Source organism: Caldithrix sp. (assembly GCF_056497305.1).
Window position 1 is genome coordinate 1 of the sequence record NZ_JBSMDE010000001.1, and the last position, 13,319, is coordinate 13,319.

Annotated in this window: 8 protein-coding genes; all 8 read right to left on the reverse strand. The window is 44.4% G+C overall.

Going from position 1 to position 13,319, the window contains the following annotated elements; genetic code table 11:
• A partial coding sequence (locus ACWB0I_RS00005) for a glycosyltransferase (protein ID WP_479385967.1) occupies positions 1–515 on the reverse strand: 515 nt, incomplete at its 3' end.
• Positions 516–897: 382 nt separating this feature from the next.
• The gene (gene cysK, locus ACWB0I_RS00010; RefSeq protein ID WP_479385968.1) at positions 898–1,812 is read right to left on the reverse strand and encodes a cysteine synthase A; all 915 of its coding nucleotides are present in this window, start codon (positions 1,810–1,812) and stop codon (positions 898–900) included.
• Positions 1,813–1,827: 15 nt separating this feature from the next.
• A complete protein-coding gene (epsC, locus tag ACWB0I_RS00015; RefSeq protein ID WP_479385969.1) occupies positions 1,828–2,673 on the reverse strand; it encodes a serine O-acetyltransferase EpsC in 846 nt (281 codons plus the stop codon).
• A gap of 1,533 nt (positions 2,674–4,206) precedes the next feature.
• A complete protein-coding gene (locus tag ACWB0I_RS00020; RefSeq protein ID WP_479385970.1) occupies positions 4,207–7,083 on the reverse strand; it encodes a TonB-dependent receptor in 2,877 nt (958 codons plus the stop codon).
• 432 nt (positions 7,084–7,515) lie between these two features.
• A complete protein-coding gene (locus ACWB0I_RS00025) occupies positions 7,516–9,174 on the reverse strand; it encodes a T9SS type A sorting domain-containing protein (protein ID WP_479385971.1) in 1,659 nt (552 codons plus the stop codon).
• A 713-nt stretch (positions 9,175–9,887) separates the two neighbouring features.
• Complete coding sequence (murA, locus tag ACWB0I_RS00030; protein ID WP_479385972.1) at positions 9,888–11,147, reverse strand: UDP-N-acetylglucosamine 1-carboxyvinyltransferase; 1,260 nt, start codon at positions 11,145–11,147, stop codon at positions 9,888–9,890.
• 10 nt (positions 11,148–11,157) lie between these two features.
• Positions 11,158–12,174 (reverse strand): UDP-N-acetylmuramate dehydrogenase, encoded by a 1,017-nt coding sequence (locus ACWB0I_RS00035; protein ID WP_479385973.1) that lies wholly within the window; start codon positions 12,172–12,174, stop codon positions 11,158–11,160.
• 4 nt (positions 12,175–12,178) lie between these two features.
• Positions 12,179–13,132 (reverse strand): PLP-dependent cysteine synthase family protein, encoded by a 954-nt coding sequence (locus ACWB0I_RS00040; protein ID WP_479385974.1) that lies wholly within the window; start codon positions 13,130–13,132, stop codon positions 12,179–12,181.
• Between the last annotated feature and the right edge of the window lie 187 nt (positions 13,133–13,319).

Here is a 13,319-nt window from a genome sequence, read left to right on the forward strand (position 1 = left end):
CACAATACCAGATTTTTAAATCCTCTTTTGTTCAATTTTTTTAATAGATCTCTGGAGGGCACAAGCACCCGCTCAAATTGGCTGTAAAATTTTAAAAGGAATTTCCAGCAGACATTTTCAAATAAGGCAAAACCGTAATATTTAAAGTAAGAGGCAAAATCCGTATGAAAGATGGCCAGCGAAGGCAGTTTATTTTTCCTTGCATATTCCACGCCTGCCTGTCCCAGAAAGGTCGGACTGCTCACATGCACCAGATCGGGCTTAAATTCGTCCAGCATTCTAAAAATCTCATATTTATCCGGCAGGCCAATTTTGTATTTGGGATAAAGGTAAAAGGGCAGAGAAGGCACCTGTTGCACGCGGTCAGCCCAGGAAAATTCCTCTGGAGGTTTGAACGGCGAAAAAACTTTAAACGGAATCCCTTCCCTTTCAAAATAATTGAAGATATTCAAATAGGTCCTTGAAACGCCGTCCAGATTGGGCGGCAGACTGTCGGCAAAAATCGCTAATCTCATTTTTGTTTCGTCCTTTAATTTGTTCAGGCAGAGTATAAAAAGAGCATGTTGTTAAACCTTTAGAAATGAAATAGATTTTCGTTAAAGATTGAGTCGGCCTGCGCTGAGGCATCCTGGACTATTTAAATGGGTGAGGGAGATGAGGTGGGGCCTGGAGCAAATAGCGTAAAATGGTTGGCCGATTCTGCAATCCAATCGGCCAACCGGTGAATGGTTAACGTTACCTGAGTTCGCTTAAAAAAGGAAATTGGTCCTTACTCTCCCGCCCGGCCGGAAGAGTAATCTTGCAACTCCAATAAGAACAATCAATCTTTTAATAGATTTTCTTACTGGAACGGTAAAAAAGCGCCTTTTAAGCGTGAATTCTGTCCTTTTTCAAAAATCAAACAAACAAATCGGGTACGGACAAATAGCGCTCTCCCGTGTCGTAGTTAAAGGTCAGCACTTTTTTAGGCTGTTTGCTGTTCTGCAGTTTTTGGGCCACGGCCGCCAGCGAGGCGCCGGTGCTGATGCCCACCAGAATGCCTTCCTGGCGGGCCGCCTGTTGGGCAAAGCGAAAGGCCTGTTCTTTGCTGATTTGAATGACGCCGTCCAGCAGATCGGTTTTCATGATGGCCGGGACAAATCCTGCGCCAATGCCCTGGATGGGATGCGAGCCGGGCTGGCCGCCGCTGAGCACCGGCGACTGATCCGGTTCCACGGCAAACACCTTTAAATGCGGCCATTCTTTTTTCAAAATTTCAGCCACGCCGGTAATGTGGCCGCCCGTCCCAACGCCGGTAATAAGCCAGTCAAAACCGTCCGGGAAATCCTGTAAAATTTCCTGCGCAGTAAATTTTTTGTGCGCCTGCACGTTGGCTTCGTTTTCAAACTGCATGGGCATCCAGGCATTGGGCAGTTTGGCAGTCAATTCCTCTGCCCGCTCAATGGCCCCTTTCATGCCCTGCTCTTTAGGCGTCAATTCAAATTCTGCGCCGTAAGCGGCCATCAGGCTGCGGCGTTCAATGGACATGGATTCCGGCATCACCAGAATCAGCCGATAACCTTTTACGGCGGCTACCATGGCCAGTCCCACGCCCGTATTACCGGAAGTGGGCTCAATGATAACGCTGTCCCTGGTCAAAATTCCTTTCTGCTCGGCGTCTTCAATCATGGAAAGGGCAATGCGATCTTTGATGCTGCCGCCAGGATTGGCGCGTTCCAGCTTTAGCCACACTTCGTGCTGCCGGTCAAACAGCCGGTTGATGCGCACATGGGGTGTATTTCCGATTTGTTCCAGTATATGATTAAACTTCATGACGATCTCCTTTATTTAGATATGAAACATGAGCGCCTGTTCTTTTTCCAGTTTAGAACGTACGCGTATTTCCGAGGTGTTGTAAACAATGGAATACGGCGGCACGCTTTTGGTTAGCCAGACGTTGCCGCCGATGATGCTGTCGTGTCCGATTACCGTTTCGCCGCCTAAAATGGTGGCGCTGGAGTAAATGATGACATTATCTTCAATGGTTGGGTGCCGTTTTTTTTGCGCCAGAGCTTTGGAAACGCTTAAAGCGCCAATGGTTACGCCCTGATAAATTTTTACGTTGTTGCCAATTTCCGTAGTCTCGCCGATCACGATACCTGTGGCGTGATCGATGAAAAAGGAATGGCCAATGCGGGCGCCCGGATGGATGTCCACCCCGCTTTTGTAATGGGCATATTCCGTAATCAAACGCGGAAAAACGGGTACGCCCGCTTCATAAAAAATGTGCGCGATGCGGTAAGCGTAAATGGCGTAAAATCCAGGATAGGCAGAGATGACCTCATCCAGCGTCTCGGCAGCCGGGTCGCCCTCATAAATGGCCTGCGCATCGCTCCACAGCAGTTCGTACACATGGGGCAGCTGCTCAAAAAATATTTCCGTCACCCCGCCAGCGCTGTTGTGCATGCGTCCCTCCAGCGAGTGCAAAATATGCGTCAGTTCCCTGCGCAAAACCGACATTTTGCCTTTGATTTCATCCACGCTCAAATACTGAGCCTGCTCGCTGAAATGCGGAAAAAGCAGGGCCAGCAGTTCATCAATAAACTGATGCACTTCTTTCTTCGATGGAAAACTATTCAGGTGTTCTACGTGCCTGGTTAATAGTTGCTGACTGAAATGTTTAAAGGTATTCATATTAGACCCTCATTTACAATTATTTGTTTAGATTTTAGGACATCCTTTGCAGGTGTTTGCCTGCATGTGATCCTGTTTATTGTTCCCTTCTTTTTTAAGTAAAGTAAGGGAAGGGATGTCCTGTTTTGCGATTAAGTCCTTTTTAAGGAATCACATGTAATAATTCGCTACCGGTTTAATGACAAAACCTGATTATTTCAATTACAAAATAGCGATTGGCTATGATGCTTAATAGAAATTATTTTGGATGTGTAAAGATTAGTAACAACAGCAACAACAACGGAAGGCATGAGGGAAGGTAAAAAAGGAAAGGGAAGTGATAGAGGCGTTTAATTGAACGCTCCCTGAGAAACTGGGACTCAAATTAAAAAAAACAGTCGTTTTTGACATAAGACCCTCCATTATGCTTGTTAAAGTGATCTGGCGAATTATAATTACAAAAACGGCCAGAAGCAAATAATTATTCCACACAAATTAGTTAAGATGTTACAAATTATTCGGCCGGGCTTGATTTTTATTTCCTCTTGCGGGGTAATGGGGTTCTGATTTCTTTCGATATCAAATTTTTTAAAACAGCAAGTACTGCATAAGAAGTGCGGTCCGTGCCAAATGACATTTCGAAGTCCGATTTATCTGGGGAAGAATCCCTTACACTTGCAGGACAAATTTTCCGCTATCGCGGAAAAGTGTATGTGTGTAAGAGTTAAGAGTGTAATAGAATACTTCCCTTAAAAGATCAAATCCCGCCACAGCGGGATGCGAAAATTTTTATGCTGAAGATCCTAACCCCCCCGCCCCCTTCCCTTCTTTTAATAAAGGGAAGGGGGAGCAAATTGTGCCGCTTTGCTGAGTTTTAGCCTTACATGTTAATAAATTTTATTTTTTTTCTAAATCTTTGTGCTCTCTGCGGTTGTTTTTGGTCGCGGCTTTGCTGCCTTAGAATACTTCCTCCAAAACTTCAATCCCGCTTAGCGGGATGCGAAAATTTTTGTGCTATGTGAGGAAGTAAATCTGTTGAATTGTTGAATGGTTGAATGAGCATCGGGCTGACACAGCGAATTCCCATTGTTCGTGAATGGTATTTCCAACATAGGTGAGAAAATTCCCCCACCATGCCCTCCCCCTCTCCCAGAATAAAAATCTGGGAGAGGGGGATCGAGGGGGTGAGGGCAAATAATTCTTTGCGTCCTTTGCGGTTTTTTAAAGGTTGCGGCTGTGCTGCCTTGGAATAACACCCGGCACTATGTACCTATTCAATTATTCAACAACTTTAAAATTTTCGTGTTAATATTGTAATAAATGTTGCCCATTTTGAAGTTGTTCGTAATTGGTCATCCCTCAAGGAGAGTCGCGCTGCAGAAGCGCATTGTAACCAAAAATAAGATCATTCAACTGCCTTTCAGATTCAAATTCCTCTAAAAGTAGAAAAGGGTTCTTAGATGAGAAGACAGATTTTGTGCCATTAAAACAAAAATGGCGCAAAGGCTGCCTTCATTCCAGCCCTTACGCCAATCCTACAAATTTTTGTACTATTTAAATCGAATAACTCAAGCCGATCGAATATACCCGCCCCCGTTTAAAGCGGCTATAAATGTATTTCTGTCCCTTAAATTCCTGATATTTTTCAAAAGTAGGATTGAGCAGGTTTTTACCCGCAATTTTTAAAGAAACCTGTTTGAATAAGCGATATTTAAATGAGACATTTAACAGGCCGGCGGCTTTTTCGTACACATCCGGAGTACCGCCATAACTAACCTTGCTCAAGCGGTCTCCAAAAATATTGTAATAAAGCGATGATGTGAATCTCGCTTGCGGGTTACTGTAAGTTAAATTAATATTCAGCAAATAAGGCGATTGTCCTTGAAATGGACGGTGATCCACTGCGCCCGGGCGCAGATGGCGAATGAGTGCCAATTCTTCTGGTGCAATTTGAACGCTCGATCGAATGAACGATGCATTGCTTCCTATTAAAACATGGCTCAAATACTTGCTGACATCGTCTAATTTTTTACGTATTTCCAATTCGACTCCATACGCTCTGGCAAAGGCCACATTTTTCCATGTATTTTCTTCGAAAGAATTAAAGACACGTTCAATGGGGTTTTTAAATTTTTTGTAAAACCCGCTTACGGCCAATATTTCTCCAGGACGCGGAAACCACTCCCAACGCAAATCAATATTATCGATCTTACTTCGTTTTAAGGATGGATTTCCTACATAGACATCACCGCCCATAAAATCAAAAGTAGCAAAGGGGCCGATTTCACGAAATCTTGGCCTGGCAAGGGTTTTACTGTAAGAAAAGCGGAGATTCATTCCCTGGGTTACAGCATAAATAAAATTGACTGAAGGCAACCAATCTTTGGTTTTAATTAGACCTTTTTGCGCCGTAGAATCAGCCGTTTCCAGGAACATATCAGTCATTTCATAACGCGCACCGCCGATAAAGCGGAATTTTTCCAGGATGGGCAATTCGAACATTAAATAGCTGGCCTGGATATATTGATTAGCCGAATAATTATTACCGGGCAATCTATTTTCCTGAACGACAATTCCCCAATCGTACGACCGATATTCTTGCCCACGAATCTTGGTGACCAACGTATCTACCACACCAATATTCTCGTCCCTCAGCAAATGATTTGGATTTCCGTCAAATTCAAAGCCCTGGTGATCGACAAATTGGAATAATCGCTCGCGATATATTCGATCTTTATGTAAAAGGAAAAATCCCGTCTTAAAAGTACTCTCTAATCCGGACCATTGTGTAAACGGAAATTTGAAGTCAATGTAAAACTGATTTATGTTTTCATTTAAATTCCTGAAATACCGGGAAGGTGGCGTATTATCCTTAATGCCATACGTCCTTGTATTTGTGTCGTAATAACTGTTAAAATAGCGTTGATCTGGTTGATCTTCCGTTGTTTTCCCAACGCTGTAAAGCCATTGAATACGACTTTTAAAGAGACTGCGAAAGTAATGTTCTCCCCTTACCTGCCCATTCACCAACGTTCTTTCTTTAAAATTTAATGTCTGTGCCTGAAACACCCGACTTTCATCCATATCGTAAGGATATGAACCGGCTAAAGACCGAGCAGTCATTTCTCCGTTTTTATTGTAAATCCCGGTAAAACTGATCATTTGATCGCTATTTAACTGATAAGAAAGTTTTAGCAAACCACCCCAATGTACGTTTTGCGTGGACTTTGTTTCTTTTAAATCAAAAACGGATGCCATCACATCCTTTGTACCTTGATTCCAGCGACGGAAGACACCTTCGGAATATCCAGAAAAATTACGATTGTAACTCATACTGGCCAAAAAACCCAAAGGACGGGAAAACAATTTGAATTGATTACCAATGGAAAAGTTAAACGACCTATTGAGTCCTGGGCTGTACGAAGTTGGGCCCAGCTCACGATTGAATGATCTGGTCAAATTTGATATTTGTTGAGCAACGGTTCCTGTTTTATCATTGTTTGCCTCGGCAATGCTTGGTATTTTTAAATCTTTATTTTTAAAAACCTCTGGCAAATCCAATGTACCGTCACTCATTCCCAGCCAGCCCAATTGTCCCACATTAAAACCAAGAGCATTATTTTGATAGGTAACCTGTGAATTAAAAGCGGTAGCAACGGAAGTAAAAAATTGAAAACGATCAGGAAAATCTTTTGTTTGGATATCCACGGCTCCGCCAGAAAAATCGCCTGGCTTGTCTGGCGTAAAACTTTTTAAGGTAATAATATTATCAATCATATTACTGGGAATCAAATCGATCGAAGCCGTTTTTTTATAGGGATTCGCACTGGGCATCTCGGCTCCGTTAAGCCTTGTACTAATGTAGCGGTCACCCAGTCCACGAATGTAAAGATTCACCTCCTCACCTACGGAAGCACCCGTTACCTGTTTTAAGGCTTCGGCTGCGTTGCCGCTTCCGGCCTGACCAATGGCTTCGGAGCTTACTGCATCGCTAATAGCCACCGCTTTTTCACGGTTTTTAAGCAAGGCGGCTTCGGTGTTTTTAACAGCTTTTGCTTCCACCTCCACGACTTCAGTAGTTAAAATTTCAGGCTTTAAAGTTACGGTAATCTTACTGATTTTATTGGGCTTTACCTCAAGATTATTAATTCGCATTTCGGCATAACCGATCACCGAAACAATCAAGATATAATTACCTGCTGGAACCCGGTCGATTAAAAAATGTCCATTAAGGTCACTGGCTGCGCCCCAAACCGTATTCTCCAGATAAACGTTTCCCCCCACAATCGGATCGCCTGTTTCTTTATCTACTATTTGACCAGAAATTTTTCCCATCGGTTTTTGGGCGGCCAATGCAACGAAAAAATTCAGCAACAATACTACGATTACCAAGTTTTTCATCCCATTGAAACGATTCTTTTTTGAGTTCATAACATACATCTCCCTATTAATTTTTCCGATGATCCTTGCTAATCCAAATCGAGTTTTACTACATCCTTGAGTGCATTTAAGCAAGGCGTGTCATTTAATGCACAAATCGTCTTCCCCAATTTGCTTTACGCAAGGGATCATTATTGCCCCAAATAAAACCTTTTTATGAAGTAACATTTGAACTTTGCAATTTTCTGCCTGCAAAAATTCGTTTAATATTCCAGGGTATTCCGAAATTTTGCAAAAAATCCATTGTCTCCGGATAGTTCAGTGAACCTCATGTTCTTTTTCGCATTTATTTATTGTAAATGGTACAAATGAAATGTTTGATTTTTATTAAGAGCCCGTGAGATTTTTTTTTGTTTTTTGTTAAAAAAAACGGCAGCGTTTTTAACAAAGTCTGCCGTTTTTGGATTTATTTGGGTGGAATGCTTATTTCATAAGAATCATCTTTTTCGTTTCAACGCGGTTGCCAAATTGAAGCTGATAATAATAGATACCGCTGGCCATGTCGCCAGCATACCATTGAAATTGGTAGCTACCTGCGCTCATATTTCGGTTGACTAAAGTTGCTATTTTCCGTCCCAATACGTCAAAGACCACCAATTTAACATGTCCGGCTTTATTCAAATCAAAGCGAATATTGGTTAAAGGATTAAACGGATTTGGGTAGTTCTTCTCCAAGGCAAAATGTGTAGGCATGTTAAAGTTATTGCCAGCGGAACGAATGGCCGTGGGGTATGCCGCTAAATTGTGGTAAGCGGGGCCATCAAAAGCCGGACGTGGATCCAAACCGGCATCCTGCACACGGCTAATGCCCATTAACTGCGGATTCTCTTCCACATTTGCGTTTGCACCATCATCAAGATAGTTTTGAATCCAGCTCTGTTTGCCGAGTGAACCGGAAAGGTTAAACCAGAGATTGTTTTTGAACTGGATTTCTCCGGCCGCCAGACGATCCTTGCAATCGTTTGGCGAATACTTATCGCTCACATCCACACCGTAGCCATGATAGTCACCAAAAATACAGTTGGCATAAATACCGCCCCAGTTCTCCCGTAATTTAAACAATTCGTCCTGATCCGGATTGCTGGAATTCAGGCCGGAACCCAAATAGGTGGCATTGTAAATCTGGGCAAATGCTTTAGGCTCGGTAGTCACCGCTGACTTGGGCGCGCCGTCATGTTCTGCGCAACGGTTTCCAAAATTAAGATGCTGGATCACAAACACATATTGCATCTTTCCACGGTACCCCTCGTCAAGGTCAATGCCGTCATCTCCGCAAAAGGCCACAATCAGGTTCTTCATATTTACCGTACCGCCGAAAAATTCAAAACCATCGTCTTTGTTGGCAAACACTTCCACATGATCGATGGTCGTCCCGCGACCAACGCCGCCTAAGGTTAATCCGTTAATTTCGTTGCCTTCACCGATTTCAGCGCCGCCATGCCGAATGGAAACATAGCGAAATACTCCGGAATTATCATCGTCATCATCTCCGCCGTACAATCCGCGCGGCTCCGTGCTGGGAATCCCTTCGATATTGAATTCACCTTCCGGACGATTGATCCGGGCTTTTCCCAGGATTATCACACCGCCCCACAATCCTTTGGTGTCATACGATACATCCACAGGATTGCTCACATCGTCCGATTCTGCTGTGAAAATGATCGGGCGATCCGCCGTTCCTTCCGCGTAAATCTTTCCGCCGCGCGCAATGATCAAGGCGCTGGCATTTTCTCCCTGTCCGGGCATCCCTTTAATAACCGTCCCCGCTTCAATGTGCAACACCGCGCCTTCTTCGACAAATACGCGGCCGTTTAAATGGTACACGTTGTCCGCTGTCCAGTAAACCACATCGCCTGGCTGAATGTCGTCGTCGTTTACCGTTACATCGTGTGTGCCGCTGGTTGGCTCCGCCAAAATACCGTAGTGATAAAGCGCCGTCCATCCGGATGCCCAATTCGTGGAACCAAAGGCGCCTTTGTAATCCACTTTGTCAAAAAATTCGTCAGTGGCAAATGAAATATCTACCAACATGAGGATTGCTAAAGTCATGGATACAAGTGATTTGACCGTAAAATCTCTCATAAGTTTCTCCTTTACAGATAAATTGAACTTAAACAACTTTCAACTTTTTGTTTGCAAAACATAACGCAGGAGTATTAGGGCTTTATTTATTCAAAATTAAATTCTGATTAAAATTAATTTCTACCAGCTCAGGAAAAGTAAATCGTTGAATAACCAAAGAATTGACGGCAGGGATTAACTGCTTTAGAATGTTTCCTTTAAAAGATCTATTCCAGCCACAGCGGGATGCGAAAATTTTCGTACTGTGTGAGGAAGTAAAACCGTTGAATTGTTGAATGGCCTGTCCCCGAGGATCGGGATTTCCGCTTCGCTCCAACCGGCTGGATAACGGGCCTGTCAGGTGGCCAGACGGGCCTGTCCGGCTGCGCCTGCCAGACAGGCCTGTCCCCGGGATTCGGAGTTTTCGCTTGCATGGGAACAAAATTTGTGTAGGTGTTAGGGCAAGTCTCGAGCTGAAGCTCGAGTTACGTCTGCTTAGGAATTGTTTGCCAGTGAAAGGGATTCCTCCCCCGCTGAAGCGGGGGAGGAATGACACTCGGTACGGTCCTTCGCCTTTCAGGGCACTACTTGCCCTTTCACAAAATAATTCGTAATTCGTAATTTTTAATTAAATAATGCTCTTAATTGAATGTACAATTCGGCAAGGGATGAAGAAAAGAGTTAGCCTTCAGCCCCATGCTTTTTAGCCAGGTCTTACTCAGATCAAACAGATTTCAGAGGATTCTCTCAATCTCGGCTCCGATTTGCTTTAGCCGTAAATCAATCCGCTCATATCCACGATCAATCAGTTCAATGCGATCGATAATGCTGTGCCCTCTGGCAGCCATGGCCGCAATCAGCAAAGCAATACCGGCCCGAATATCGGGGCTACTCAGCTCTTGCCCTTTCAAGCGTGTGGGGCCATGCACAATTACGCGATGTGGATCGCACAGAATAGTATTAGCGCCCATAATAGAAAGCTTGTCCACAAAAAACATACGCGATTCGTACATCCAGTCGTGGCACAAAGTCATCCCTTGTGCCTGAGTGGCCAGCACAATCATCGGACTCATCAAATCCGTGGGAAAGCCTGGCCAGAGTCCTACCCGGACTTTGCCCGATTTGGAAATCAACTTTGACGGTTTAATTTGTAATGTCTTAGCATCCAGGAATTTCAGATCGACATTCATTTGTTGCAGATGAAAGGCGATCATGCGCAGATGGTCTTGCAGAGCATCATGAATGACCAGTTCACTGTGCAGGCAGGCTGCAGCTATGGCAAAGGTTCCGGCTTCGATATGATCGGGCACAATAGTGTGTTCAAAACCTCCTAAGTTTGGCTGACCGATGACCTCTAATCTGTTGGAGCCAATACCGGTGATTTTAGCCCCCATTTTGATCAGCGCCTGGCACAGGTCGGCAATATGGGGTTCGGAAGCCGCATTTTCAATAAGCGTTTTACCAGGCGTTCTGGCGCCAATCAGCAATGCATTGGCCGTTGCTGTAACCGAAGCCTCACGCAGCCAGATATGAGCCGGGAAAATTTTTGACCTGCGAAAAATAAAAATGTTGTCTTTGCTTTCAATCTGGGCGCCAAAGGAAGAAGCTACATCAAAATGGGCATCCAGATTACGTCGGCCAATCACACACCCTCCAGGCGGAGGCAAATGTACTTCGCCGGTGATGGGCAACATGCCCCCAATGAACAGTACCGAAGCTCGCAAATTGGTGCCCATGTGGTAAGGCAAATGCTGATTGTTCACTTCTCCGGTGATCCGGTAAACATTGGCTTTGAGTTGTTCCACTTTTTTGCCCACACTTTGCAAGAGCTCAAGCATCACATGTACATCGCGAATTTCTGGTACATTGTGAAGTGTGCACGGTTCGCGGGTCAGTAAAGTGGCGGCAATAATCGGTAGTGCTGCATTCTTATTGCCTGCGGTTTTTATTTCCCCCTGGAGTTTTTGTTCGCCCTGAATTAAAAATTTAGCCATCTTTTATCCTTTACATATCCTTGATTAAATCTTCTTCAAAACCAATTAATTCGATTTCCAGTTTTAACTGGACATTAGCCTTTTGTAACGCATCCTGTTTAACGCGTTGGATTAAAAACAGAACATCGCGGGCCCTGGCCTGACCCAGATTTTCAATAAAAGCCGCATGAGCAGTTGAAATTTGAGCACCCCCTTTCCGAAGCCCTTTTAAGCCCAGAATGCGATCAATGAAATACCCGACCGAAGGGGTCGGCAAATTCAACCGTTGTTGATCTTGTAAATTTAGATTCTGGAAAATGCACCCGGCGGAATTCTGAGGCTGAAGGCGCTTTTGCGATGCCCACCATTTGTAAAATTTCCGGGCTACCCCAATCTCCCCCTGCCATCCGTAAAAGATCAATTCCAGTACAATTTCTTTACTTTTTTGCAGGACGCTATAGTCATAGGCGAAACCGAAGTAGGCCTTTTCCACCTGTTTGGTCTTTTGTCCATCGAACAATGTGGCGGAACAGACAAAATCGCCAAAAAAATAAGGGCCACCATGTGCATTCATGTACACGGCGCCTCCTGTTGTGGCGGGAATACCGGCAAACCACTCGAGCCCCAGAATATTTTGTCGATGCATTTCGCGAATCAATGAAGAGAGACGCAGGCCCGATCCAACTTTGAGCAGAAGCGGCTGCAAATGACTAAAATTTTGCGGGAAAGCTGCAGGGTAGCGCGGAATGACAGGCGGTTTCAGATCGCCTGGCTCCGGCAATATTTCAAAATGGTTGAAATGATTGTGAACGATTAAGCCGTTGAACCCTTTATCGGCCACAAGCACATTACTGGCCTGTCCCAATACTTTAAAGGGCACATCGAACTGTCGGGCCAGAGCCAGGGCCGCTTTTAGCTGCTCCGGTCTGTGTACTTTAAGGTAATACCTGGCGGGCCCACCAATCCGTAAGGTAGTGATGCGCCCGAGCGGAAAATCGGGAATAATTTCCAGGCCCTTCTGACGGGCTGTTTGAATGAATGTTTGCATGGGGTCAACTAAAAATACTACTCAAATACCTGAATCCCGAATCAGGAAAGATGGTTACAATATTTACTTCACGATCAACCTCAGCGGCCACCTGAAGGGCTCCGTAAAGATTTGCCCCGCTGGAGCCACCGGCAATAATACCCTCTTCACGCGCCAAACGACGACTGTATTCAAAAGCCGTTTCATCATCAACCTGCAGCATGTCATCCAGCAAATCGAACTCAACGGTTCTTAAAATGAATTCATCGCCCAGCCCTTCCAGCCGATAGCGCATAGGTCGCACCAATTTCTTGTGTTTAAAATAGTGATAAAAAACCGATCCCTGCGGATCAATTCCGATCAACTTGATTTCGGGATTTTTTTCTTTTAAAAAACGACCTGCCCCAAACAAAGTGCCGCCTGTGCCAATCCCACAAACCAGGTAGTCAATCTGTCCCGAGAGTTGTTCCCATATTTCGGGCCCTGTTGTATGGTAATGGGCTTCATTGTTGTCTAAATTGTTGTGCTGATCCACATAGTAAGCATTGGGCGTGCGTTGGGCCAGATGCCGAGCAAAATTGTTGTAAGAATTTTCGTCTTCCGGAGGTAGTGAGGCATCAACCAGAATGGTCTCTGCTCCCAGATGCTGAAGCATTCTAATTTTTTCAGGACTGGTTGTATCACGAATGACGATTTTACATTTGTACCCTTTTTGAATGGCAACCATAGCCAGCCCAATAGCCGTATTACCTGAAGAATTTTCGATGATTGTATCCCCAGTCTTAATTTTGCCCATCCGTTCTGCTTTTTCAATCATATAGCGCGCAATTCGGTCTTTAACACTCCCTCCAGGATTCATGAATTCCAGCTTGGCAAAAATGTTGGCCTTTAAGCCTTGTGTGACAAAATTGAGTTTAACCAATGGTGTGTTTCCAATAGCCTCTAACAGATTAGCCTGTACCGACCCCTTTCCGTTCATTCTTTTTTTTCCTTTAAGCAACGATTCATCTAATTGCCATTAAAAATAAGGGCGAAATATAGGAAAAATTTTCACATAACAAAAATAGAATTTTTAAGTCAATAATGGAACCTGGTAGGGAGATTTTTAACAGGGGGGACAATGTCTTTGCATTTGGACTTTCCGGAAACAGGGGGAGGGGGGGGCG

Bases quoted from the DNA above. Each gene is read 5' to 3' on its own strand.
- murA (WP_479385972.1), bottom strand. From the start codon at position 11,147: ATGGCTAAATTTTTAATTCAGGGCGAACAAAAACTCCAGGGGGAAATA.
- ACWB0I_RS00025 (WP_479385971.1), bottom strand. From the start codon at position 9,174: ATGAGAGATTTTACGGTCAAATCACTTGTATCCATGACTTTAGCAATC.
- ACWB0I_RS00035 (WP_479385973.1), bottom strand. From the start codon at position 12,174: ATGCAAACATTCATTCAAACAGCCCGTCAGAAGGGCCTGGAAATTATT.
- cysK (WP_479385968.1), bottom strand. From the start codon at position 1,812: ATGAAGTTTAATCATATACTGGAACAAATCGGAAATACACCCCATGTG.
- ACWB0I_RS00020 (WP_479385970.1), bottom strand. From the start codon at position 7,083: ATGAACTCAAAAAAGAATCGTTTCAATGGGATGAAAAACTTGGTAATC.
- epsC (WP_479385969.1), bottom strand. From the start codon at position 2,673: ATGAATACCTTTAAACATTTCAGTCAGCAACTATTAACCAGGCACGTA.
- ACWB0I_RS00040 (WP_479385974.1), bottom strand. From the start codon at position 13,132: ATGAACGGAAAGGGGTCGGTACAGGCTAATCTGTTAGAGGCTATTGGA.